This is a genomic window from Rhodoferax sp. AJA081-3, from assembly GCF_017798165.1.
In the GTDB taxonomy this organism is placed as follows: Bacteria; Pseudomonadota; Gammaproteobacteria; order Burkholderiales; family Burkholderiaceae_C; genus Allorhodoferax.
In genome coordinates, this window is sequence record NZ_CP059068.1 from 497,681 (window position 1) to 522,195 (window position 24,515).

The following is a 24,515-nucleotide window of genomic DNA, read 5'->3' on the forward strand; positions in this document are numbered from 1 at the left end:
AGGCGATGAGCAGCGGACTTTTTATCAGTTTTGAGGGTATCGATGGTGCGGGCAAATCCACGCACATCGACAGCTTGGCACAGGCTTTCAGGGCTCAGGGGCGCGTGGTCACCCTGACCCGCGAGCCCGGTGGTACCCCGCTGGCCGAGCGCCTGCGCCAGATGGTGCTGAACGATCCCATGGATGCCATGACCGAGGCATTGCTGGTGTTTGCTGCGCGGCGCGACCATGTGCAGACCGTGATCCTGCCCGCGCTCGCACGGGGGGATGTGTTGCTGTGTGACCGTTTTACGGACGCTACCTTTGCCTACCAGGGTGCGGGCCGGGGTTTTGATTGGGAAACCCTGGCCGTGCTGGAGGCCTGGGTGCAGGGCAGGGCGGCAGATGGTGCCACTGCTGCAACGGCGGTTGTTCTGCAGCCGCATCTGACCATTTGGTTCGACCTGCCACCGCAGGTTGCCGCCGAGCGGCTGAGCACGGCCCGGGTTCCAGACAAGTTTGAATCCCAGCCCTTGGCTTTTTTTGAGAAAGTGGCAAGTGGCTACGCCCGGCGCATGGATGCTGATGTCGGCCGGTTTGCCCGTATCAATGCTGACCAGACACCCGCCCAGGTGTGGCAGGATGTACTGCAGGCCGTGCAGTCCAAGGGGCTGTTAACGCCATGAGTAGCGAAGCCACGCCCGCAAGCCCACCCCCTTGGATCGTTGCCCAGACGCAGTTGCTGCTGGCCCAGCGCGGCCATGCCTGGCTGTTGCATGGTCCGTCGGGTTTGGGGCAGTACGGTTTGGCCATGGCGCTGGCCCGGGCTTGGTTGTGTGAGCAGCCGGGTGAGGATGGGGCGTGTGGCACCTGTGGGAGTTGCCACGCCATCGATGTGCGCACCCATGCGGATCTGTGTGTGCTGATGCCTGAGACCACCCTGCTTGAAATGGGTTGGCCGTTGGGTGAAAAAGCACAGAGCGAAATCGACGACAAAAAACGCAAAGCCAGTAAAGAAATCCGTGTGGATGCCATGCGCGACACGGTTGAATTTGCGCAGCGAACCAGCGCCCGGGGCAGGGGCAAGGTTGTGCTGGTTTTCCCAGCAGAGCAAATGAACACGATCACCGCCAACGCCCTGCTCAAAACGTTGGAAGAGCCGCCGGGCGATGTGAAGTTTGTTTTGGCCAGTGAATCGGCCCACCAACTGCTGCCCACCATCCGCAGCCGTTGCCTGGGGCACGCCATGCGTTGGCCCGATGCGCAGGCCAGCCAGCAGTGGTTGCAGTCTCGTGGTTTTGATGCGACGCAAGCCCAGCTTCTGCTCAAGGCCATGGGTGGCCGGCCCGAAGACGCTGCGGCCTTTGGTGCCTCTGGCCGCGACCCCAGTGCGTGGGCCGTTTTGCCCAAGGCCGTTGCCAGGGGCGATGTCGGTTTTTTCAAGGACTGGAGCATTGCCCAGACCCTGGATGCGTTACACAAGCTGTGCCACGACCTAATGGCCGTGCAAGCGGGTGCCGCGCCGCGGTTTTTTGCAAGAAGTGATCTCGTCGGCGCAGCCTCTATAGGTGCATTGAGTACCTGGGCACAGTCGTTATCCCGCACCATGCGCACCATGGATCACCCATTTAACGCAGGTTTGATGCTGGAATCGCTTGTAGGAAAAGCCCAATCGGTTTTAAACTCAGCACATTAACCAGATTCCATGAGCACAGCCCCCACTACCCCCCCACGGCCCAGCGTCATCCAGCTTTCCATCAAGGAAAAGGCGGCGCTGTACGCCGCGTACATTCCGGTTTTTTCGGAAGGCGGCGTTTTTATTCCCACCGCGCGGGAATACGCCCTGGGTGATGACGTGTATGTGTTGCTCTCGTTGCCCGAAGACATGCAGCGGTATCCCGTGGCAGGAAAAGTGGCTTGGGTGACGCCAGCCAAGGCCGCCGGTGGACGCACGCAGGGCGTGGGCATCACCTTCCCCAAAGACGAAAAGTCGCACGCGCTGAAGCTGAAGATTGAGGAAATTTTGGGCGCCCACATGGCGTCCGAGCGTCCCACTCAAACCATTTGAGTTTTTTGCCGTAGCCCCCAGGGCACGGCCCTGCTACAGGGCGCGAAGCATGTTTACCGATTCCCACTGCCACCTGACCTTTCCAGAACTGGTCGCCAACCTGCCCGCCATTCGCCTATCGATGGCCGATGCACACGTGGACCGCGCTTTGTGCATATGCACCACGCTTGAGGAGTTTCCCGATGTCCACCGGCTGGCGACCCAATACGACAACTTTTGGTCCAGCGTGGGTGTGCACCCGGACAACGAAGGAGTCACCGAGCCCACGCTGGATGATCTGCTGCAACGCGGGCAATTGCCGCGTGTGGTCGCCATCGGTGAAACCGGGCTGGACTATTACCGGCTGGGCGACAGAACCCATGCCGACATGCATTGGCAGCGTGAGCGGTTTCGCACACACATCCGGGCCGCGCGGCAGTTGCAAAAGCCCTTGGTGATCCATACCCGCAGTGCATCTGAAGATACTTTGGCCATCCTGCGCGAGGAGGGCGAAGACGGTTCTGTCGGTTCTGCGGGTGGTGTCTTCCACTGTTTTACCGAAAGCCAGGAAGTAGCCCGCCAGGCTTTGGAGCTGGGCTTTTACATTTCCTTCTCGGGTATTTTGACCTTCAAGACCGCCCAGGATCTGCGCGACGTGGCGACCTGGGTGCCCCTGGACCGGTTGCTGATAGAGACGGACAGCCCTTATTTGGCGCCCGTGCCGTACCGGGGTAAAACCAATAACCCGTCGTATGTGCCCCATGTGGCCAAGCAGCTGGCGGCTTTGAAAGATTGCAGCATAGAAACTATTGCAGAGGCCACTACCTATAACTTCAATCGACTATTCTCAGGAGTTTTAACATGAGAATTTACTTGAAGCATCTGGTATATCTGTTTGTTTTAATTGGTTTTTCCGTTTCTCAAGCGGGGTCGTACGAAGATTTTTTTGGTGCCATTCAGCGAGATGACGCAGTGGCCGTTCGTGGATTGCTCGCGCGGGGATTTGACCCCAATACCGTCAATCCCAAAGGCGATTTCGCGTTGATCGTCGCCTTGCGAGAGCCTTCGCTGAAAGTTGTGACGGCGCTACTGGAAAACCCACAGACACGGGCAGAGGTTCGGACGGCCAAGGATGAAAGTCCATTGATGCTGGCAGCATTGCGAGGGTATGTTGACGTGTGCAGGCTGCTCATTGCCCGTGATGCCGACGTCAACAAACCGGGTTGGACACCGTTGCATTACGCGGCCACCGGCGGGCATATTGATGCCATGCGTTTGTTATTGGACAACCATGCGTATATCGACGCTGCATCGCCCAATGGCAGTACACCGCTGATGATGGCTTCCATGTACGGAACGATTGATGCGGTGAAACTCTTGCTCGACGCGGGCGCTGACCCAGGCCTGAAGAATGTTCAAGGCCTAACCGCCATTGATTTTGCCCGCCAGGTACAGCGAGAAGAAACGGTCTCGGTGGTTGCCGCAGCATTGCGCGCCCGCAAACCCAAGGGTGTCTGGTAACCATATCTACTTCATACGATGTATATTATGTTAAGTGGCGCCACTGGATCTGCTAATTGTTGGTGCTGCTAAAGAATGGTGAACGCCACCGTTGGAACGCTGGCATCCGAAAAAGACGCGCCTAAAGCGAGCTCGCCCTTTCCATGCAAAACGCATTCAGCACGGCGCAGCAAGACGTCTGAGCCCTTGGTTCCGGCAAAGCGGACCCAGCTTCCATAACTGCTGGCGTCCACAAACACCACGCTACCGTTGCGCCACTCCAGACGCGCATGGATACGGGAGACACGTGGATCGTTAACCACAAAATCTGCATCACGGACTCGACCGAGCTGCACCGGGAGTTCGAACGATTTGAAGCGGCGGGTGTTGCCAGACCAGGTCAGTTCAACCTCCCGACCCAGCGCGTCACGTTCACCCGATACCTGTGCGGGGTCCAGCGAACCCTGCATCGTCAGAAAATCGGAGGCCACATCTTCATGCCATTCAATCTGGTAAACACTGCAGGGCTCCGCGCGGCCGCGGATATTGATGGGGCCTAATACCCGAAAGCTTGTACCTTGGCGTTCTTCGGCCGATGCCAGCGACGCTGCATTGGCCCAGATCTGGTAAGGGCCACACAGGTCGCAGAGCCGCGAGGCTACGTTGACGGCGTCACCATAACAGTCGCCGCCAACCATTTCCACTTCGCCGCTGGCAACCCCAATACGCATGGGCATGCGTAGTTCCATGGGCGTGCGCAGCATACGAATGGAATGGGCGCGCTGAATCTCTACAACTGCGTTGACCGCGCTCTGGCCATCGGGAAACATGGCCAAAACCCCGTCGCCCAGCGTTTTGACCACCCGACCACCGCTTTGCACACACTGTTGGGAAATCCTGCTCGTGATCTCGGTCACTGTCTCGGTTGCCAGCGCATTGCCCAAAGCCTCAAACACCGCCGTGCTGCCATGCAAGTCTGTAAATACAACGGTGGTTTGAACGCCCATTCCCGATAGTTCCGATGCTTGTCTAGGATTAGAGTTTAGGGCATTGCTGCAGACTTGAGAACCAAGCCGGTCATTGCCGGCGCATCCGTATCACGCCCTATTGCCGACCGTATGGTTTGTTTGGTATGGTAAGGCCACTTTGTCTCAGAATTAATAAAAATGAGTTGGATACGATCTTCCCTGGTTACCGGGGTGCAAAGTTTTTTTAACGGTCAAAGTGGCGCCCGTGAAACCCGCATGCAGTCCGCACTGGAAGACATTCGGGAAGCCATGCTGGAGGGCTTGAGCGTTCCCGGTGCTGCGAGCGCGTCCAAAATAGAGCTCAAGGTTACCTACGCCAGCGACTTGAATGACCTCTGGTATTTGCGTGGCGACGTCATGGCTGCCATTGCTGCGGTGGACGGCGAGGCGGTAGCGCGGCGTAAACTGGACCGTATCAGCGGCATGTTCAAAGGTTTGTTGCCAAAATCATTGACTACGCGCAACAGCAGTCCTCGCTCCTAAATTCCGGTTTGCATCAATGACTGCCGCTGTGGTCGTTCCCCCAGAAGAGCAAAACATCGCGCCCCTCTGCATGTAAATCCGCTTTTGCACCAACCGGTAACAGGACCTTGGTGGCTACGTGTCCATACGGCAGGTTGGTCAAAATGGGCGTTTTGACTTGGCTGCGCAACCATTGCACAACGCTTGCCAGCTTGAAACCCTTGTCGTGGCTGTTCAATTTGTACTCGGTAAACTGCCCCAACACAATTGCCCTTTGGCGTGCCAGAACGCCAGCGTGCAGCAACTGCGTCAGCATCCGCTCAATACGGTACGGGTGTTCGCCCACATCTTCCAGAAACAGGATACCGCCTTTGATATCCGGAAAGTAGCCGGTTCCGAGAAGTGATGTCAGCATGGCCAGGTTGCCGCCCCAGATGGTGGCCTGGCTTGCGCGCACGATCAGGTCTTGCGGAAACTCTCCAGTTTCCTTGATTTGCCGCCAGCCCGTGCCCTCCCCCTGCCCCGTCAACATATCGTTGAAACAATCTTCCATGATGTCATCGGGTACCGCTGGCGTGGTTTGGCTGAGAGCATCGTTGGGGTCTGGCTTGCCGCCAACACCAAAACCCTCGCAGAGGGCGGGACCAGCCCAGGTTGTGCTGCCCGTCTTTGCCAGCAGTGCCAACTGCAAAGCGGTGAAATCACTAATGCCTACGAACTGGGTACCCCGCTCAATGGATTTGGCCAGCGCCTTGTAGCGTATGCCGCCCAGTATGCGGGTGAGTCCATAACCACCGCGGGAAATCAGGGCTACATCGGCGCCACTGGCGGCTGCACGGTGAATGGCCGCCAAACGGGTGGCGTCGTCACCGGCAAAACGCGTGTGGCTCGCCAGCGCATCGGCGTCGACCTCGACTTCGTGACCCAGGAACTGCAGGCGGCGCACACCGCGTTTGAAAGCGGCCTTGTCGCGCACCGCTCCGGAGGGGGAGTAAATGTAGATGTGTTTTTTCACCGCGCCATTATCAGGCACCGGTTGCAGCGATTGGCTCAGGCTGGGCTGTTATTGCCGCGTGCCTCGATCCACTTGACCAGATCCGGGGCAACCATGGGCTTGGCATACAGATAGCCCTGCCCTTCATGGCAACCCATTTTCAGGAGCGTCTGCGCCTGTACTTCTTCCTCAATACCTTCAGCGATCACCGTCAAATTGAGGTTGCGCCCGAGTTCAATCACCATGGAGGCAATGTGGCCGCCCATCACCGCACTGTTCAACTCGGTCACAAATGCCCGGTCGATCTTGAGTCGGTCAATCGGCAACTGGCGCAAATGGCTGAGTGAGGAATACCCGGTGCCAAAGTCATCAATGGCAATGGATATGTCCATCTTGCGCACTTTATGCAGGGTCTCCAACATAAAGTCCGGGTCATCCATGGCCACCGATTCCGTTATCTCCAGCTCCAGGCATTTGGGGTTGATGCCCGTGTCGGTCAATGCGGAGCGCAGCTTGTCCAGGAATCCGGGATGGCGGAACTGGATCTGCGACACGTTGACCGACATGCGCAGGTCCGGCAAACCCAGGGCTTGCAGCCGCGCCAACTCCATGCAGGATACGCGCAGCACCCAGTCACCAATGGCAACAATCATGCCCGAGGCCTCAGCCAAAGGAATGAAACGGTCAGGCGGCACAAAGCTACCGTCCTCGTTGCGCCACCGTATCAATGCTTCCACGCCCACCAACTTGCCACTTATCAAGTTCACTTGCGGCTGGTAGACCACAAACAGCCGCTCGCTCTCAACCGCGTGGCGAAGCGCCTGCAAAAGACGTACACGCTCACGGATGTCAGCACCCATCTGGGCCGAGAACATTACAAAGCCGCCGCGGCGGTTCTTCTTGGCCAGTTTGAGGGCAATATTGGCGTCTTTGAGCGCGTCGCGGCCGGCAATTCCGGGGCCTAATTCCTGGGTCAAACCCATGGTGGCTGTGACCACCATGGAGTCGTCTTGCACCTTGAACGGCGCGCGGAACAGGTCCAGCACGGTCAGGGGGTCCAGCACGCAGTTGTCGCCCATCAGGCCAAAGGTATCGCCACCCAGACGGGCCAAGATGACATCAGAACCCAGCTCCAGCTTGAGACGCTCCGCCACAGCCTGCAGCAAACGGTCGCCCTGCTGGTGGCCCAGTGCATCGTTGATCTCAGAGAAATCATCGATATCGAGAATGGCAATGACGTCCGAAGTGAACTGGCCTGACAACAGGCGCTCGTCGCTGAGGTCAATGAATTTGTTGCGGTTGGGCAAGCTGCACAACCGGTCGTAAAACGCCAACTGGTCCAGCTTGCGGATTTGTTCGTACGCCCGCACGGCCGCAGTCACGGTGGCGTACAGCTTGGTGCGTGTCAGTTCGGACTTGGTCTTGTAGTCGTTGATGTCGAAATCGTGGATGGTTTCGATTTCAGGTGCATAACCTGGCTGTCCGGTGCGCAGGATGATGCGCAACTCCGCCAGGCGCAAGTCTTGGCGAATCGTCTTGACCAAGGCCAGTCCGGCGTCTTCGCGCTCCATGACCACATCCAGCAACACAACGGCCACATCGGGTTCTGAAGCCAGCAAAAGCGTTGCCTCGGCAGCCGAATAAGCATGCAAAAACTGTAGAGGACGCCCCAGAATTTTGACCCCGGCCAATGCGAAAGTCGTAGCCCGATGCACGTCGGGCTCATCGTCAATCACCATCAGGCGCCAGACCAGTCCTGCAGCGACCCCGGTGTCGCTTTCGTCATCCAGGAAATGCAGCGTGTCAGTATCAGTATGCATTCAAACTACAAATGGTTGTCCGACGGTTGTCTTTCCAAACATTGTGCACCACCCATAAGGAAAATGTTGCCAAACATCCAAAACATTGCAAAACATTTAGCGGCGCCCGTCGTGTCCCATCGGGATAACCCTAGAGCGCGAACCTAATGCGCCCCAAAGAAGCGTTCGGCTGCCTTCGCAATAGGCTCTCCCATTTCCTGCAGGAAATGCCCGCCCTCCTCCACACACAGCGGTTCTGGGCATCCGCGCAGGGACCGCCGCAGTTCGGCCATGGACGCGTGGCCCAAAACAGGATCCTGCATGCCTATCGCCATCAGGGTTGGCCCCTGCCATTGCGTCTGCCAGAAGTTGCGGGCGGCGCGTGAGAGGGCCGCACCGTCGGCTTCTGGGTTATCCGGAACCATGGCCGGAAAGGCGCGTGTCGCAGCGCGGTGGCCCTTGTCTGGAAACGGCGCAGCGTACGCCGCACACTCTGCCGCGGACAGCTGCGGATTGCCCCGTGCGAACAAACGTGCGATGTCGTACCCCGGATTTTTTGCACACATCTCACGCCAGGCCAGAAACCCGGGTGACAGCGGTTGGTCGCCGGTGGCCAGCGTGGTGTTCATGACCAGCAATCCCTCGAAGCGTTGCGGCATCTCCATCGGCAGTGTCAGACCCAGCAAGCCGCCCCAGTCCTGCACCACCAGCACGATGCGCTGCAGGTCCAGCCGCTGCACCAGGTCCAACAGGGTCTGGCGGTGGAAGCTGAACGTGTGCGCCGATTCTTTCTTCAGTTTGTCGCTCTTGCCAAAACCGATCAGGTCCGGTGCCACCACGCGCTGCCCCGCTTGCAGGAACACCGGAATCATCTTGCGGTACAGGTAACTCCAGGCTGGGTTGCCATGCAGGCAGAGGTAGGTGCGTGCGGCGTCGGTGGGCCCCTCGTCGAGGTAGTGCATGCGCAGGCCATCCAGTGCGGGCAGATCGCTGAGGTAGTGTGGCGTCCAGGGGTAGCCTGGCAAGTCGGCAAAAGGTGCATCAGGCGTGCGCAACGCGTCATCGCGCAAGGGGTGCAGCGCCCGCTTCTCCCCCCGTTGTGCCTCGCGTTTGTTCTGGAAAAAGGCCTGCAATTCGGCTGCACAGGTGTCGCCCAGCACGCCACCCTCAATGCAGGTCTGGTGGTTCAGCTGGCTGTCGGCAAACAGGTTGACGACCGAGCCCGCCGCCCCCGTCTTGGGATCGGGGGCGCCAAACACCACGCGGGCCAGGCGCGCGTGCAGCATGGCGCCACTGCACATGGCACAGGGTTCCAGCGTGACGAAGAGTTCACAACCGTCCAGGCGGTAGTTGCCCAGCACCTGGGCGGCTGCGCGCAGCGCGACAATCTCCGCGTGGGCCGTCGGGTCGTGGGTGGTTATGGGGGTGTTGCGGCCCGTGGCGATGACCTGGCCGTCTTTGACGACCACTGCGCCCACCGGCACCTCGCCAGCCTCTGCTGCCAGACGGGCCTGCGTCAGCGCCAACTCCATGAAGTCAGTATCACGCAACGACACTACCATTTTGATAGCATCTTAGATAATATTCACGGGGGCTAGAGGCACTTTTCGCTTGAAGCTACTTGTCTTCTGGCATGGGACGGGCCTGCTGCACAGTGGCCTCCACACTTTGCTGGACCTGTTGTTGTAGGAGCTGACTCTGCTCCTTGACGGTGGCACCGGCCGGTGCACTGGCCAAGCCAGCCGGTGGCGCCACAGTCGTCACGGAGGACAGGTTTTTCTTGGCCAGAACACCTACGATGGCCAGCGTGAGCAACAGGCCGACAACTCCAAACACACCGCGCATACCGGGCTCCTCCTAGGGCAGATTCTGGTTTATTCCCACTCGATGGTGGCCGGCGGTTTGCTGGACACGTCGTAGGTCACGCGGTTGATACCGCGCACTTCGTTGATGATGCGGCCGGACACCTTTTTCAGCAAGGCGTAGGGCAGCTCGGCCCAGTCGGCGGTCATGAAGTCGCTGGTCTGTACGGCGCGCAGCGCCACCACGTAGTCGTAGGTGCGGCCATCGCCCATCACGCCCACGCTCTTGACAGGCAGGAACACGGTGAAGGCCTGGCTGGTCAGTTCGTACCAGGTTTTGCCTTGATTGGGGCCGGGTGCCTCTTCCTTGAAATTGCGCAGCTCTTCGATGAAGATGGCATCGGCCCGGCGCAGCAGGTCGGCGTATTCCTTTTTGACCTCACCTAAAATGCGCACGCCCAGGCCGGGGCCGGGGAACGGGTGGCGGTAGACCATGTCATGCGGCAGGCCCAAGGCCACGCCCAGTTCGCGCACCTCATCCTTGAACAGTTCGCGCAGCGGCTCCAGCAGTTTCAGGCCCAGTTGCTCGGGCAAGCCGCCCACGTTGTGGTGGCTCTTGATGGTGACGGCCTTCTTGTTGCCAGCGCCGCCGGACTCGATCACATCAGGGTAAATCGTGCCCTGCGCCAGCCACTTGGCACCCTTGGCGCCCTCACCCTTGAGCTTGGCGGCCTCTTGCTTGAAGACAGTGACGAATTCGCCGCCGATGATCTTGCGTTTGGCTTCGGGATCACTGACCCCCGCCAGCTTGCCCAGGAACAAATCGCTGGCATCGGCACGTATGACCTTGGCGTGTAACTTGCCGACAAACATGTCCATGACCATGTCGCCTTCGTTCAGGCGCAGCAGGCCGTGGTCCACAAACACGCAGGTCAGCTGGTCGCCAATGGCACGGTGGATCAGGGCCGCGGCCACGGAAGAATCGACACCACCGGACAGGCCCAGGATGACCTCCTCGTTGCCGACCTGGGCACGGATGCGCTCCACGGCCTCGGCGATGTAGTCACCCATGATCCAGTCGGCGCGCGCGCCGCAGATGTCCAGCACAAAGCGGTTCAGGATGACCTGGCCCTGTTTGGTGTGGGTGACTTCGGGGTGGAACTGCACGGCGTAGAAGCGGCGGGCCTCGTCCGCCATGGCCGCTATCGGGCAGGCGGCGTTGGATGCCATCAGGGTAAAGCCCGGGGGCATTTCGGTGACCTTGTCGCCGTGGCTCATCCAGACGTCCAACAAGCCATGGCCTTCGGCATTGGAGCTGTCTTGAATGCCTTCAAACAGCTTGGTATGGCCGCGGGCGCGAATTTGCGCGGAACCGAATTCGCGGGTATGGCCCGCCTCGACTTTGCCACCGAGCTGCTGGGCCATGGCCTGCATGCCGTAACAAATACCCAAAACCGGAACGCCCAGCTCGAACACGGCCTGTGGCGCCTTGTCGGTGCTCTCTTCGTAAATGCTGGCATGGCTGCCAGACAGGATGACGCCCTTCAGCGATCCGTCCTTGGCATAGTTGCGCACCCATTCGTCGCTGACATCGCAGGGGTGGACTTCGCAAAACACATGGGCTTCGCGGACACGGCGGGCGATGAGCTGGGTGACCTGGGAACCGAAATCGAGAATGAGGATGCGTTCGTGTGTCATGGGAAAAAACTCAAGCTTGGGAAATGCCAGCCCGCAGCGCGCGCTGGCGTTGAAAGTGCCAAACCGCCAGGCCCAGGGCCAGGGCTTGGATCAGGCCGCCGACAAAGAAAGGCAGGCCCAGTCGAATGTCACCGCGCGGCGCATCGGACACCAAAGACAACATGCCGGCGCCGGCCACCGGTGCCAAAATCGCCATCAGGCTGTTGACGGAGGACACGGCGCCCAGGGTGCGGCCTTGTATCTTTTCATCCGCCGCGCCGGACACGATGCTTTGCAGGTTGGATCCGGTCGCCGCCGAGAACATGTTGAGCACAATGATGACAAATAACATCCAGGATTCGGTAGCCAGACCGTAGGCCACATAGGCCAAGCTGGCGCTGCACATGCCGATGACGGCCAGGCGCTGGGCCGAGATGCGCCGCAGTATGTGTTTGAGCAACACGCCCTGCATCAGCACACTCACAACACCGACCACCATCAGCGACCAGCCGGTTTCCCGCGGTCCCCAGCCAAACTTGAACGTGGTGTACAGCACCCACGTGGCATGTAACATGAACTGCGCCAGCGTGGTGAGCGCCAGGACGGCGACCAGGGGTCCTACGCCGCGCAGATCGATCAGGCCCATCAGCGACGCGATGGGGTTGGCCTTGCGCCACTCAAAAGCGCTGCGTTTCTCAAACGGCAGGCTTTCCGGCAACACAAAGTAGCCATAGATCCAGTTGAGCACGGCCAGAGAACCTGACGCCACAAAGGGCAGGCGCAAATCCACATCACCCAGAATGCCGCCCAGTGCGGGCCCGAGGATAAAACCCAGGCCCATCATGGCACCCAGCAGGCCAAAACGGCGGGCGCGGTCCGGGGCCGGCGTGATGTCGGCCACATAGGCATTGGCCACCGCAATATTGGCCTGCATGGCACCGCCAATCAGCCGCACCACCACCAGCAACCACAGGCTATGGGCGGCAGCCGTCATGAAAAAGGTGAAGGCCAGGCCACAAAAGCCCAGCAGCAACACGGGGCGCCGGCCATACCGGTCGGATAACGCCCCCAGAATGGGCGCACCAAAGAAGTTGGCAATACCAAACGCAAACATCATGGCGCCAAACCAGAAGGCCTGGTCGCCCTGCGACTGTGTGAACTGGCCCACCAGATGCGGCAACACCGGGATCATCAGGCCGATCGACATCATGTCGATCAGCACCGCGATCATGATGAAACGCATCGCCGCGGGCCGGCCCTCGGCTACGGCTACTGGGGTATCAGTCGGCGCGGTAATTGGGGGCCTCTTTGGTGATTTGCACGTCGTGCACATGGCTTTCGCGGATACCGGCGGTGGTGATTTCTACAAACTCCGCTTTGTTCTGCATGTCTTCAATGGTGGGGCAGCCGCAGTAACCCATGCTGGCGCGAATGCCACCGGCCATCTGGAACACGATGGCAACCATGGAGCCCTTGTAGGGCACACGGCCTTCAATGCCTTCGGGCACCAATTTGTCGGCATTGGGGTTGCCGGTGCTGGATTCCTGGAAGTAACGGTCTGCACTGCCCTGCTGCATGGCCCCAATGGATCCCATGCCACGGTAACTCTTGTAGCTGCGGCCCTGGAACAGGATGACTTCGCCCGGCGCTTCTTCGGTACCGGCAAACATGCCGCCCATCATCACGGTGCTGGCGCCAGCGGCCAAGGCCTTGGCGATGTCACCGCTGTAACGGATACCACCATCGGCAATCAGGGGGATGCCCGTGCCCTTGAGCGCGGTGGCCACGTTGTCAATCGCCATGATTTGCGGCACACCCACACCGGCAACGATGCGCGTGGTGCATATGGAGCCGGGGCCAATGCCCACCTTGACTGCATCGGCGCCAGCTTCTGCCAAGGCCAGAGCGGCCGCGCCAGTGGCGATGTTGCCGCCAATGACGTCCACCTGGGGATAGTTTTTCTTGACCCAGCGCACACGCTCAATGACGCCGTGGCTGTGGCCGTGTGCGGTGTCGACAACGATGGCGTCGACACCGGCGCGTACCAACAGTTCCACACGCTCTTCGGTGCCTTCACCCACGCCCACCGCCGCGCCGACACGCAGCTTGCCATGGGCGTCGCGTGCGGCATTGGGGAAGCTGGTTTGTTTGGTGATGTCCTTGACGGTGATCAGGCCCTTGAGCTCAAAGGAATCGTTGACGACCAGCAGGCGTTCGATCTTGTGCTGGTTGAGCAGCACCTTGGCCTGGGTGATAGTGATGGCGGCGCTGTCCTGCACCGTCACCAGCTTGTCCCGCGGAGTCATGATCTGGCTGACAGGCAGGTCGTAACGGGTCTCGAAGCGCAGGTCGCGACCGGTCACAATGCCGACCACCTTGCCGCCGTCGCAAACCGGGAATCCGGATACACCCAGCTGTTCGGACAAGCTCATAACCTGGCGCACGGTGTGGGACGGGGTGATGACGACAGGGTCGCGCAACACGCCGGATTCGTAACGCTTGACCTTGGCCACTTGCGCAGCCTGTTCGGCAGCGGTCAGATTCTTGTGGACGATGCCCATGCCACCTTCTTGCGCGATGGCGATTGCCAGGCGGGCTTCGGTGACCGTGTCCATGGCGGCAGACACCAGGGGCAGGTTCAGGGCGATGTTGCGGGAGAAGCGGGTGGCGAGGGAAGTGTCCTTGGGCAGGACCTGGGAGTACGCGGGGACCAACAACACGTCGTCGAAGGTGAGCGCTTTGCCGAGGAGGCGCATGTCAAAGCTCCAAATGTCGAAATTGTACCCGTGGCGACGTCCCCCAAAGCCGGCAGGGGCAACCGTTGAAGTGTAAAAACCCCGCCGTTCGCTCCATTTTTGGCCCCTTCCACAGCGTGCAAGGCTACACTGCGCCCATGAAACTGATTCAAACACTCCTGGTTGTAGCGTTGAGTGGCCTGAGCTTTGCAGCGTCGGCCCAGTGGCAGTGGCTGGACAAAGACGGGCGCAAGGTTTACAGCGACCGTGCCCCACCCTCTGACATCCAGGACAAGAACATCATCAAACGGCCTGGAAACTACAAGGCTCCAGTAGTAGCCCCTGCGGCCGACGCCGCAGTGGAAGGTGATGCTGCTGCGGCATCCGCGCCCGTGGCGGGCCAGGCAGCGGCACTGCCCGCATCCGGTGCCAAGCCTGCCGGTGGCCTGGACAAAGAGCTGGAAGCCAAAAAGAAACAGGCCAAGGAAGCGGAAGCCGCCAAACGCAAAGCCGACGAAGAACGCATAGCCAAAGCCCAGATTGAGAATTGCGCACGCGCCAAACAAGCCAAAACGACCTTTGAGTCCGGCGTGCGCATTGGCCGTACCAATGCCGCGGGCGAGAAAGAGTTTATGGACGATGCGGCGCGTGCCGCAGAGTTGAAGCGTATCCAGGGCATCATCGACAGGGATTGCAAGTAGTCCGGTAGGGCCGACGCCGCCAAGCGGCACGCTTCAGTACCCGGCTTTGGCCCCGTCGCGGCGCTTGGCAAACAGGCCCGCAGCTTTTTTGGCCCCCTGACCCGCAAACCGTTCCCTGCGCGCCACCTTGGGGTCCACCGTGAGGGGTCGGTAAACCTCCAGTCGGTCCTGGTCATGCAGCACATGCGTTAAACCGACCTTCTTGCCCCAAACACCCTGACCACCCAGGGGAACGCCTTCCGCGGGGGTTGGCAGTGCCAAGCCACTGGCATTCAAGGCCTGTTCGACCGTTGTGCCCTCCTCCAGTCGCAACGTCTCCTCCACCACATCCCGCGTCTGGGCCGAATAGACAACCGTGACGGCTATGCCCACCTCAGTCCCCATACATCTGCTCGGCACGCTTGACAAAGGCGCCTACCAGGTCGGTGGCAATCTTGTCGATGGCGGGGGCCGCCAGCTTTCCCAGCGTGGAACTGTTCAGGCGGTAGTTGACGGCCAGTTCCACCTTGCAGGCGCGTTGTGAGCCATCGCCCAGGGCCAAAAAGCTCCATTGCCCGTCCAGGTGCGAAAACGGGCCGTCCAGCAGCTCCATGTCGACCTGGCTGTCGGCAATGTGCACGTTACGGGTGGTGAAGGTCTGGCGTACGCCGCCAAAGGACATAGCCACTTCGGCGGTCATGCCGCCCGCATGTTCTTCCACAATGCGGGTACCCTCACACCAAGGCAGAAACTCGGAATACCGCTTCACATCGGTCACCAGGTCATACATCTCACGCGGGCTGTACCAGATCAAAACGGACTTGTTAACGGTTTTCATAGAATAGAGGTCTGCGCGGGATTGTAGACAAGCCCCCAAAGCATGCCTTCCATTCCCGTCTGTCACCCCTATATAGCTTCCATGGCCAAGAAACCCGTAGTCAACACCCGCATTGCCGACAACAAAAAAGCAGCGTTCAACTATTTCTTCGAAGAGCGCTTTGAAGCGGGCTTGGTGCTGGAGGGCTGGGAGGTCAAGTCCTTGCGCGAGGGCAAGGTCCAGCTGACCGACGGTTATGTGGTGATACGCGGCGGCGAGCTATTCATCATCGGCCTGCAGATCAACCCGCTGCATACCGCGTCTAGCCACGTCAGCCCGGACAAGGTGCGCACCAAGAAGCTCTTGATGCACAAGGAGCAGATCCAGCGGCTGATTGGCAAGGTGGAGCAAAAGGGCTACACACTGGTGCCGATCAACCTGCACTGGAAAGACGGCAAGGTGAAATGCGAGATTGCACTGGCCAAGGGCAAGGCGGAGCACGACAAGCGTGACACCATCAAGGACCGTGAAGGCAAGCGGGAGGTGGAGCGGGCTATGAAGAGCAAGGCGCGCTAGTCTGGCAAGAGGCTGGGCACCAGAGCGTTTTGCTCCGTGTCCCCCGGCCGCAAGCGGCCTCCTCCTTTTACCTGCGCAAAACGCTCAGCTGCCCAACATCTTGTCCCGAATCTTCTTAGGCCAAATCTTTCAGCGGGTGTGTACCTGCTGGCCAAGGGCTGACGAAGAACGGGGCCACCATGTCCGGCGTCACATCCGCTATGCGCGCAGGGTTCCACACGGGTTTGTGGTCCTTGTCGATGGCCAGGGCACGGATACCCTCCACCGTCTCACTGCTTACGCCGGAGCGGTCCAAGTGGGCGGTGTAGAAGCAATGTTGCACCAGGTCACGCTCCATGCGCAGGTCATCGGCCAGACCCATGTCGCGGGCGCGGCGGATCTGCTCCAGCACCACGTGCAGCATCAGCGGGCTGCGGTGGCGCAGGGTTGCGGCCATGGCGCGTGCGGGTTTGGTGCCAGAGGCTTCCAGCGCGGCCACGATGGCGGGGATGCTGCCCAAGCCGAAAGCGGCATAGTCGTTTATGTCAAATGTGGCTGTAGCTCCCGTGGAATCTATACTATCCGCTATCACATTGCTAGCAATCCATTGTTGCAAAGCGTCCAGCGAACCCTGCGTTTGCATGGCGGCCCACAGCTCCGGCAGTCTGGCGGACGGCACACACACATCGGCGAGGCCCCAGGCCACAGCCTGGGCGCCGCTAATGACGTCGCCGGTCAGGGCCAGGTATTCGCCCACATGGCCGGGGCAACGGCTCAGGAAGTAGCCACCGCCCACGTCCGGGAACAGGCCGATGCCGGTCTCTGGCATGGCCATCTTGGTGGTTTCGGTGACGATGCGCAGGCTGGCACCCTGACTAATCCCCATGCCACCACCCATGACGATGCCGTCCATGAAGGCGACATACGGCTTGGGGTAGTTGTGGATCAGGTGGTTCAGCGTGTATTCGTCGGTGAAAAACGTGTCCAGGGCCGCATCACCGGACAGCGCGGCCTGGTGGAAGAAGCGGATGTCGCCCCCGGCGCAGAAGCCGCCGAACAACGCCTCCGGGCTGCCGGGCTGGCCGGTCTTGTTGCTGCCGCGGATGGCCACTGCAAAAACGGCCGGGTCGTCACGCCAAGCCTGCAGCGTGGTCAGCAGTGCCTGCACCATGGGCAAGGACAGGGCGTTGAGCGCCTTGGGGCGGTTCAGGGTGATCAGGCCCATGCCACCGGCGACGGTGGTGTGGACTTCGGTGATGTTGCTGGTGTTGTTTTCGTTCATGGTGTTTGACTCCTTTGTTTCCAGCCCAGCAGCTCGTTGGCTACCAGGGCACCCAATACCAATGTACCGCCGACCCATACGGTCGTACCCGGCGCCTCCCCTGCCCCCAGCCAGACCAGCAGAATGCCGAACAGCACTTCCAACAAGGCCAACAGGGACAATTCTGGTGCGAGCAGCACGCGGGCGCACAGCACGGACAGCACACAAGGAATCGCCAGCTGGAAGACACCCAGGTACGCCAGCAGGCCCAAGTCGTGTGCGGTGGCCGCAAACGGGTAGGCCAGCGGCAACGTGACCAGGGCACTGATGACGGCGCCCACAAAAACGGCGGGCACCAGGTCCACATCGTGGCCTTGGGCGTGGGCGTTCTGCGTGACCGTCCAGTTGGTGGCTCCGGCAATCGGCACACACAGCGCCACCAGGGAACCCAGCAACTCGCCGCCCGCGATCTGTGGCGCGTACATGTAGGCGATGCCGAAACCAGCCACGGCAATGGCCACCCAGGTGCGCAGTGCAATACGGTGGCCAATAAACATGCGGGCAATCAGGGCCGTCATCAGTGGGCCCAGCGACATGGTCATCAGCACATTGGCCACGCTGGTCATGGTCAGCGCCACCATGTAGGCGGTGAACATCACACTCCAGCACACACCTGAGATCCAGAAGGCCCGGCCGGCGTGGCGGATGTCCGCAAAAACCGTGCGTCCCCGCATCAACGGCAGGATGAACAGCAAGGAAACAGCCGTGAACAACGCCCGCCAGAAGGTGACCTCAAAGCTGCGCGCAGCATCGAGATGGCGTGAAACCACGCCCGCGGTAGACCACATAAAGGCCACCGCGACCATCAGCACCACAGCCCGGTTGTGGGTAAGTTTCATTGTTAAAACGTAGACGCAAACGCCACACGAAGCACGTGCCTTAACCCAAGGTTACCGCGGAGCCGGCTTTGCCGGGCCGCTGGTAACGCCCCCTGAGGGGGAGGCGGCCAAAGGCCGCTTCGGGGGGGGGAACTTAAGACCGTCCGGCGCGTTTGCGCTCGCTCTCGGTCAGGTGGCGCTTGCGCAAGCGCACCGACTTGGGCGTGATTTCGACCAGCTCGTCGTCCTCGATGAATTCCACGCCGTATTCCAGCGTCAGCTCAATCGGGGGCGTGATCTTGATCGCGTCTTCCTTGCCGGACACGCGGAAGTTGGTCAGCTGTTTGGTGCGTGTGGCGTTAACGACCAGGTCGTTGTCACGGCTGTGGATGCCCACAATCATGCCTTCGTATACCGGATCGTTGGCCTTCACAAACATGCGGCCGCGGTCGTCCAGCTTGCCCAGTGCGTAGGTGAAGATTTCACCGGCGTCCATGGAGATCAACACGCCGTTTTTGCGGCCGCCGATGTCGCCCTTGTGCGGCTCGTAGCAGTCGAAAATATTGGAGATCAGGCCGGAGCCGCGGGTCAGATTCAAAAATTCATTGGTGAAACCGATCAGGCCACGGGCCGGGATGCGGTATTCCAGGCGGACACGGCCGCGGCCGTCCGGCTCCATGTTCACCAACTCACCCTTGCGTTCGCCCAGGGCTTGCATCACGCCACCCTGGTGGGTTTCTTCGATATCAGCGGTCACCATTTCGATGGGCTCGTGTTTGACACCGTCGATGTCCTTGAACATCACGCGGGGCTTGGACACGGCCATTTCGTAGCCTTCGCGGCGCATGTTTTCCAAAAGGATGGTCAGGTGCAATTCACCACGGCCCATCACTTCGAAGATACCTTCTTCGTCGGTCTCGTTGACGCGCAGCGCCACGTTGTGCTGCAGCTCTTTTTGCAGGCGGTCCCAGATCTGGCGGCTGGTAACGTACTTGCCTTCACGACCGGCCAGTGGGCTGGTGTTGACGCAGAAGTTCATCGTCAGCGTGGGCTCGTCCACCTTCAGCATGGGCAGCGGCGCGGGGTTGGCGGGGTCGGTCACCGTGACGCCGATACCAATGTCTTCGATACCGTTGATCAGCACGATGTCGCCAGGTCCGGCTTCGAGGGACTGCACGCGGTCCAGACCCTGGAAGGTCAAGACCTGGTTGATACGGCCCTTGACCTGTTTGCCCTCAGGGCCTTCCATCACCAAGACGTCCATGCCGGGTTTGATGGTGCCCTGGCTGATACGGCCCACGCCGATGCGGCCGACAAACGAGGAAAAGTCCAACGCGGAGATTTGCAACTGCAGTGGAGCCTTGGGGTCACCCGAGTTGGCCGGCACGTGTTTCAGCACGGTGTTGAACAGGGCCGACATGTCGGGACCCCACTGTTCACCTTGACCGCCCTCTTCCAACGAGGACCATCCGTTGATGCCGGATGCGTACACCACAGGGAAATCCAGCTGTTCATCGGTCGCGCCCAGCTTGTCGAACAGGTCGAATGCAGCGTTGACGACCTTGTCGGGGTTGGCACCTGGCTTGTCCACCTTGTTGACGACGACGATAGGCTTCAGGCCCAGGGCCAGCGCCTTCTTGGTCACGAAACGGGTCTGGGGCATAGGACCCTCTTGTGCGTCGATGAGCAACAGTACGCCGTCGACCATGGACAGGGCACGTTCCACTTCGCCGCCAAAGTCCGCGTGTCCGGGGGTGTCGACGATGTTGATGTGGGTGCCTTCCCAGCTGACGGCGCAGTTTTTGGCCAGGATCGTGATGCCACGCTCTTTTTCGATAGCGTTGTTGTCCATCACCGTGTCGACGACTTTCTCGTGCTGGGCAAAGGTACCGGACTGGCGCAACAACTGGTCGACCATGGTGGTCTTGCCGTGGTCAACGTGGGCGATGATCGCAATATTGCGGATTTGTTTGCTAGAGCTCATGGTTCACTTTCTCGTTTGAATCAGTTGTTGTGCCAGACGCCGCGGGGCGCTCAGGCAGCTTCCTTACTGCTGTCTGCTTGCTGGGTTTGAGACTGTGCAATCTCAAGCGGGCTCAGCAAGCGCCCCGGTATCAACTCCCCCGCTTCCGTATGGGCCGTGCCCAACAAAGCGTGCGGTTCGATGCTGTACACCGCAACCTGTTTCTCGTCGGCCCAGTTTCCGCGACGGCGCACGCCGCTCAAGAACCGGACCGTATTTTCGCTGTCCAACGTGACCGGTGTGTGGCGCTCCAACAGCGCGTCCACCGGTAATAGACAGGCCATCCGTTCTTCTTCTGTCATGGCCTCCAGCGCTTCCAAGGTCACGCACTGTGCCGCCGTGAACGAGCCCGTCGCGGTTCTGCGCAGGCGGGTCAGGTGGGCACCACAACCCAGGGCCTCTCCGAGGTCTTCACCCAGGGTACGGATATACGTGCCCTTGCTGCATTTTACTACCATATTGATAGCAATCTGACCAGCATCTACGGGGGCTAGAGCCACATTCAGCATATGAATTGTGACTGCGCGTGCTTCCCGCTCTACTTCTATCCCGGCACGCGCATATTCGTACAGAGCTTTGCCATCCTTCTTCAAGGCACTGTGCATGGGCGGCGTCTGCAGTATGGGCCCGGTGAACCGGGGTACAACCCGCGCCACCGCGGCTGCGTCCACATGGACCGGCCGCACTTCAATCACTTCACCTTCCGCATCACCGGTGCTGGTTTTGATCCCCAGCAGCGCCGTAGCTTCATATTCCTTGTCTGCATCCAGTTGCATTTGGCTGAACTTGGTGGCGGCACCAAAACACAGCGGCAGCACGCCCGTGGCCAACGGGTCCAGCGTGCCGGTGTGGCCAGCCTTCTCGGCGCGTAACAGCCATTTGACCTTTTGCAAGGCGTCGTTGCTCGACCAGCCCAATGGCTTGTCCAGCAACAGCACCCCATGCACGGGGCGCCTAGTGACCCGTGCACGTGGCGCTTGAACCATGCTCTATTCCTCGTTCTTCGAGCGAGAGGCTACAGCCTGCGCAATCAAAGCATTCATATCCGCCGCGCGCTCCGTGGTGCGGTCGAAATGGAAGTGCAAGGTAGGCACGGTGTGGATGTGCAGCCGTTTAAACAAGCCCGCGCGCAGAAAGCCCGCCGCTTGATTTAGACCTTCTGCACAGGCCACCGGGTCGCCGGTCAGCATGCTAAAAAACACCTTGGCATGGGCATAGTCTGGCGTCACTTCGACCGCCTGGATCGTCACCATGCCGACGCGCGGGTCTTTCAACTCGCGCGCGATCAACTCGGTCAGATCCCGCTGGATCTGATCGGCCACGCGGAAACCGCGGTGGGGGGTGGAAGACTTCTTACGCGCCATCTGTGGGTCAACCGTTTACAGCGTACGGGCGATTTCGCGGATCTCATAGAACTCCAGTGCGTCACCCTCTTGGATGTCGTTGTAGTTCTTGATTGTCAAGCCGCACTCGAAGTTTTCCTTGACTTCCTTCGCGTCGTCCTTGAAGCGCTTGAGCGAATCCAGCTCGCCGGTGTAGATGACCATGTTGCCGCGCAGCAAACGCAGCTTGGCGGTGCGGCGCACCAGACCCGAGGTAACCATACAACCCGCGATCGAACCGATCTTGGACACCTTGAGCACCTGGCGAATCTCGGCGGTACCGATGACTTCTTCCTTCTTGTCCGGCGTCAGCATGCCCGACATGGCCAGCTTCAGGTCGTCCACGGCGTCGTAAATGATGTCGTAGTAACGGATGTCCACGCCATTGTTCTCGGCCAGCTTGCGCGCACCGGCATCGGCACGGGTGTTGAAACCGATGATGACGGCCTTGGCGGCAATCGCCAGGTTGACATCGGATTCGCTGATCGCGCCCACAGCGGCGTACACCATCTGCACCTTGACTTCGTCGGTCGACAGCTTGAGCAGCGACTGGGCCAAGGCTTCTTGCGAACCCTGCACGTCGGCCTTGACGATGATGGGCACCATCTTGACTTCGCCAGCCGAGATGTCGGTGAACATGTTTTCCAGCTTGGCAGCTTGTTGCTTGGCCAGCTTGGTGTTGCGGAACTTGCCGGCACGGTAGGTGGCGATTTCACGGGCGCGGCGCTCATCGGCCAGGACCATGAATTCATCACCCGCTTGTGGCACTTCGGTCAAGCCCTGGATTTCGACCGGAATCGATGGTCCAGCCGTCTTGATGGCACGGCCGTTTTCGTCCAGCATGGCGCGCACGCGGCCATAGGTCTGGCCTGCCAACACCACATCACCGGTCTTGAGCGTGCCGGATTGCACAAGGATGGTGGCAACCGGGCCACGGCCCTTGTCCAGACGGGCTTCAATCACCAGGCCCTTGGCCATGGCGTCGACCGGTGCTTTCAATTCCAGCACTTCGGCTTGCAGCAGCACTTGCTCCAGCAGCTCGTCAATGCCTTGGCCGGTTTTGGCCGACACGGACACGAAAGGAGAGCTACCACCGAATTCTTCAGGAATCACCTCTTCCACCACCAGCTCGTTTTTCACCCGCTCGGGGTTGGCATCGGGCTTGTCGATCTTGTTGATGGCCACGACGATAGGAACACCGGCCGCCTTGGCGTGTTTGATGGCTTCCTTGGTCTGGGGCATCACACCGTCGTCCGCTGCCACGACCAGAATCACGATGTCGGTGGCGTTGGCACCACGGGCACGCATGGCCGAGAAGGCCTCGTGACCTGGGGTATCCAGGAAAGACACCACACCGCGTGGTGTTTCCACGTGGTAGGCACCAATGTGTTGGGTGATACCACCGGCTTCGCCCGAGGCGACTTTGGCGCGGCGGATGTAATCCAGCAGCGATGTTTTACCGTGGTCGACGTGACCCATGACGGTGACAACCGGCGCGCGCGGCAGTGCCTCGGCGTGCTGTTGCAAGACTTCGTCGTCGGTAAAGGCTTCTGCATCATCCAGTGCGGCAACCATGGCCTTGTGGCCCATTTCTTCCACTACGATCATGGCGGTGTCTTGGTCCAGCGGCTGGTTGATGGTGACCATCTGGCCCAGCTTCATCAAATGTTTGATGACCTCGGATGCCTTGACAGCCATCTTGTGCGCCAGTTCGGCCACGGTGATGGTTTCTGGCACATGGACTTCCAGCACGCGCGCCTCGGTCGGCGCCGATGCCACCTGGTGATGGTCGCGGTCACGGTCGTTGCTGCCACGTCGGCCACGTGGGCCAGCGCGCCAGTTGGTGGAGCGGCCGGCGCCTGCACCGGTGTCACCACGGGTGGGAATGGCCTTCTTCTTGGCAGGATCACCTGCCCAGCTGGACGACAGCTTGGCCGATTTGACTTCCTTGCCAGCGCCCGTTGTGGATGCGGGGGCTGCCGGTGCGCCAGGTTTGGCTGGCTTTGCAACAGTCGATCCTGCAGCGGGTTTGTGCAAAGTGCCCTTGAGGGCTTTCGGGTCCGCAACGGGCGCCTTGACGGGCTCTGGCTTGTGGGCCACCAGCACACGTTTGGGCGCGGACATCATGGAACGAATCGCGGCGGCCTCGGCCTCGGCCTTGCGGCGGCGGTCACCCAGGTCTACGGCACGCGCCACTTCTTCATCGGCGGCGGCCTTGGAGGCAGCAGCGGCTGCCGCGGACTTCTCAATCGCCAGCGCGGCGTTGCGGGCGGCCTCTTCGGCTTGCGCCTGGGCCTGGGCTTCGGCGGCTTCGCCTGCAGCCTTGTTCTTGACCTTTTTGGTCGCTTCGGAGTCCTTTTGGGCTTGCAGCTCGGCTGCAGCCTTGTCAGCTGCTTCGCGGGTACGGGCTTCCTGCTCTTCGCGGTCGCGGCGGCGCTGGGCCAGTTCTTCTTCCTGGCGGCGGATCAGCTCGGCCTGGCGGCGCGCTTCTTCCTCACGGCGCGCCAATTCGGCGTCGTCAATCAAGGGAACGGCTGGCGCCGTGGCCTGCACTTCTTCGGGCGCCGCTTCAGGGGCTGCAACAACGTCGTCGTCTCGGCGCACAAAGGTACGCTTTTTCCGCACTTCGACCTGGATGGTGCGGGCCTTGCCCGTGGCATCCGCCTGTTTGATCTCTGTGGTCTGCTTTTTGACCAGCGTGATCTTTTTACGGTCTGGGCTGGCAGTGCCATGCGCGGCCTGTAAAAAATTTAACAGGCTGTGCTTGTCAGCATCTGTCAGGACATCGGAGGCGGACGCTTTGGCGACTCCGGCCGACTTCAGCTGGTCAAGCAGCGTATCAGTGGATTTTTTGAGTTCATTGGCAAACTCGGCGACGGTCGTACTGGACATTTGT

24 protein-coding genes are annotated in these 24,515 nt (G+C 60.3%); 8 read left to right on the forward strand and 16 right to left on the reverse strand.

Annotated features, from left to right (window positions below; all coding sequences use genetic code 11):
- The first annotated feature begins 5 nt into the window (after positions 1-5).
- From tmk to HZ993_RS02310, 5 genes are read left to right on the forward strand one after another with little or no spacing between them, the layout of a single operon-like run.
- On the forward strand, positions 6-665 hold the full coding sequence (gene tmk, locus HZ993_RS02290; protein WP_209398232.1) for a dTMP kinase: 660 nt from the start codon (positions 6-8) through the stop codon (positions 663-665).
- Positions 662-1,675 (forward strand): DNA polymerase III subunit delta', encoded by a 1,014-nt coding sequence (locus tag HZ993_RS02295; protein WP_209395667.1) that lies wholly within the window; start codon positions 662-664, stop codon positions 1,673-1,675. The genes tmk and HZ993_RS02295 overlap by 4 nt, the downstream gene beginning before the upstream one ends.
- A gap of 9 nt (positions 1,676-1,684) precedes the next feature.
- Positions 1,685-2,047, forward strand: a complete 363-nt coding sequence (locus HZ993_RS02300; RefSeq protein ID WP_209395668.1) for a PilZ domain-containing protein — start codon at positions 1,685-1,687, stop codon at positions 2,045-2,047.
- Between the two features lie 49 nt (positions 2,048-2,096).
- Positions 2,097-2,891, forward strand: coding sequence for a TatD family hydrolase (locus HZ993_RS02305; RefSeq protein WP_209395669.1), 795 nt, complete (start codon positions 2,097-2,099; stop codon positions 2,889-2,891).
- Complete coding sequence (locus tag HZ993_RS02310) at positions 2,888-3,547, forward strand: ankyrin repeat domain-containing protein (protein ID WP_209395670.1); 660 nt, start codon at positions 2,888-2,890, stop codon at positions 3,545-3,547. Before HZ993_RS02305 ends, HZ993_RS02310 begins: the two co-directional genes overlap by 4 nt.
- A 68-nt stretch (positions 3,548-3,615) precedes the next feature.
- Here HZ993_RS02310 and HZ993_RS02315 read toward each other — a convergent pair whose 3' ends face one another.
- Positions 3,616-4,533 (reverse strand): adenylate/guanylate cyclase domain-containing protein, encoded by a 918-nt coding sequence (locus HZ993_RS02315; protein WP_209395671.1) that lies wholly within the window; start codon positions 4,531-4,533, stop codon positions 3,616-3,618.
- A gap of 159 nt (positions 4,534-4,692) precedes the next feature.
- Between HZ993_RS02315 and HZ993_RS02320 the strand changes: the two genes are divergently transcribed.
- A complete protein-coding gene (locus HZ993_RS02320) occupies positions 4,693-5,037 on the forward strand; it encodes a hypothetical protein (RefSeq protein WP_209395672.1) in 345 nt (114 codons plus the stop codon).
- A 13-nt stretch (positions 5,038-5,050) separates the two neighbouring features.
- Here the strand turns inward: HZ993_RS02320 and HZ993_RS02325 are convergent, their stop codons facing one another.
- The 7 genes from HZ993_RS02325 to guaB all read right to left on the reverse strand — a co-directional run bounded on the left by HZ993_RS02325 (position 5,051) and on the right by guaB (position 14,044).
- A complete protein-coding gene (locus HZ993_RS02325; protein ID WP_209395673.1) occupies positions 5,051-6,031 on the reverse strand; it encodes an LD-carboxypeptidase in 981 nt (326 codons plus the stop codon).
- Between the two features lie 35 nt (positions 6,032-6,066).
- Complete coding sequence (locus HZ993_RS02330) at positions 6,067-7,830, reverse strand: bifunctional diguanylate cyclase/phosphodiesterase (protein WP_245213793.1); 1,764 nt, start codon at positions 7,828-7,830, stop codon at positions 6,067-6,069.
- A gap of 143 nt (positions 7,831-7,973) precedes the next feature.
- Complete coding sequence (gene tadA, locus HZ993_RS02335) at positions 7,974-9,371, reverse strand: tRNA adenosine(34) deaminase TadA (RefSeq protein ID WP_209395674.1); 1,398 nt, start codon at positions 9,369-9,371, stop codon at positions 7,974-7,976.
- A gap of 55 nt (positions 9,372-9,426) precedes the next feature.
- Positions 9,427-9,654 (reverse strand): hypothetical protein, encoded by a 228-nt coding sequence (locus HZ993_RS02340; protein WP_209395675.1) that lies wholly within the window; start codon positions 9,652-9,654, stop codon positions 9,427-9,429.
- A 29-nt stretch (positions 9,655-9,683) separates the two neighbouring features.
- The gene (gene guaA / locus HZ993_RS02345) at positions 9,684-11,309 is read right to left on the reverse strand and encodes a glutamine-hydrolyzing GMP synthase (RefSeq protein WP_209395676.1); all 1,626 of its coding nucleotides are present in this window, start codon (positions 11,307-11,309) and stop codon (positions 9,684-9,686) included.
- A 10-nt stretch (positions 11,310-11,319) separates the two neighbouring features.
- Positions 11,320-12,531 carry an MFS transporter gene (locus tag HZ993_RS02350; protein WP_209395677.1) on the reverse strand — a complete coding sequence of 404 codons (1,212 nt, stop codon included), beginning with the start codon at positions 12,529-12,531 and terminating at the stop codon, positions 11,320-11,322.
- 37 nt (positions 12,532-12,568) lie between these two features.
- A complete protein-coding gene (guaB, locus tag HZ993_RS02355) occupies positions 12,569-14,044 on the reverse strand; it encodes an IMP dehydrogenase (protein WP_209395678.1) in 1,476 nt (491 codons plus the stop codon).
- A 137-nt stretch (positions 14,045-14,181) separates the two neighbouring features.
- On the opposite strand from guaB, the gene HZ993_RS02360 reads away from it, so the two are divergent.
- Positions 14,182-14,724 carry a DUF4124 domain-containing protein gene (locus HZ993_RS02360; protein ID WP_209395679.1) on the forward strand — a complete coding sequence of 181 codons (543 nt, stop codon included), beginning with the start codon at positions 14,182-14,184 and terminating at the stop codon, positions 14,722-14,724.
- 33 nt (positions 14,725-14,757) lie between these two features.
- Here the strand turns inward: HZ993_RS02360 and HZ993_RS02365 are convergent, their stop codons facing one another.
- Together HZ993_RS02365 and HZ993_RS02370 are read right to left on the reverse strand one after the other, a co-directional pair.
- On the reverse strand, positions 14,758-15,108 hold the full coding sequence (locus tag HZ993_RS02365; RefSeq protein ID WP_209395680.1) for an RnfH family protein: 351 nt from the start codon (positions 15,106-15,108) through the stop codon (positions 14,758-14,760).
- Positions 15,098-15,541, reverse strand: coding sequence for a type II toxin-antitoxin system RatA family toxin (locus HZ993_RS02370; RefSeq protein ID WP_209395681.1), 444 nt, complete (start codon positions 15,539-15,541; stop codon positions 15,098-15,100). The genes HZ993_RS02365 and HZ993_RS02370 overlap by 11 nt, the downstream gene beginning before the upstream one ends.
- Before the next feature lie 81 nt (positions 15,542-15,622).
- On the opposite strand from HZ993_RS02370, the gene smpB reads away from it, so the two are divergent.
- Positions 15,623-16,096, forward strand: a complete 474-nt coding sequence (gene smpB / locus HZ993_RS02375; RefSeq protein WP_209395682.1) for an SsrA-binding protein SmpB — start codon at positions 15,623-15,625, stop codon at positions 16,094-16,096.
- Between the two features lie 115 nt (positions 16,097-16,211).
- Here the strand turns inward: smpB and HZ993_RS02380 are convergent, their stop codons facing one another.
- The 6 genes from HZ993_RS02380 to infB form a co-directional block, all read right to left on the reverse strand.
- Positions 16,212-17,357 (reverse strand): enoyl-CoA hydratase/isomerase family protein, encoded by a 1,146-nt coding sequence (locus tag HZ993_RS02380; protein ID WP_209395683.1) that lies wholly within the window; start codon positions 17,355-17,357, stop codon positions 16,212-16,214.
- Positions 17,354-18,235, reverse strand: coding sequence for a DMT family transporter (locus tag HZ993_RS02385; protein WP_209395684.1), 882 nt, complete (start codon positions 18,233-18,235; stop codon positions 17,354-17,356). The genes HZ993_RS02380 and HZ993_RS02385 overlap by 4 nt, the downstream gene beginning before the upstream one ends.
- Before the next feature lie 133 nt (positions 18,236-18,368).
- Complete coding sequence (gene typA, locus HZ993_RS02390) at positions 18,369-20,198, reverse strand: translational GTPase TypA (RefSeq protein ID WP_209395685.1); 1,830 nt, start codon at positions 20,196-20,198, stop codon at positions 18,369-18,371.
- A 50-nt stretch (positions 20,199-20,248) separates the two neighbouring features.
- Positions 20,249-21,223, reverse strand: a complete 975-nt coding sequence (gene truB, locus HZ993_RS02395) for a tRNA pseudouridine(55) synthase TruB (protein WP_209395686.1) — start codon at positions 21,221-21,223, stop codon at positions 20,249-20,251.
- A gap of 3 nt (positions 21,224-21,226) precedes the next feature.
- A complete protein-coding gene (gene rbfA, locus HZ993_RS02400; RefSeq protein WP_209395687.1) occupies positions 21,227-21,601 on the reverse strand; it encodes a 30S ribosome-binding factor RbfA in 375 nt (124 codons plus the stop codon).
- 15 nt (positions 21,602-21,616) lie between these two features.
- Positions 21,617-24,511, reverse strand: a complete 2,895-nt coding sequence (gene infB / locus HZ993_RS02405) for a translation initiation factor IF-2 (RefSeq protein ID WP_209395688.1) — start codon at positions 24,509-24,511, stop codon at positions 21,617-21,619.
- Positions 24,512-24,515: the final 4 nt, after the last annotated feature.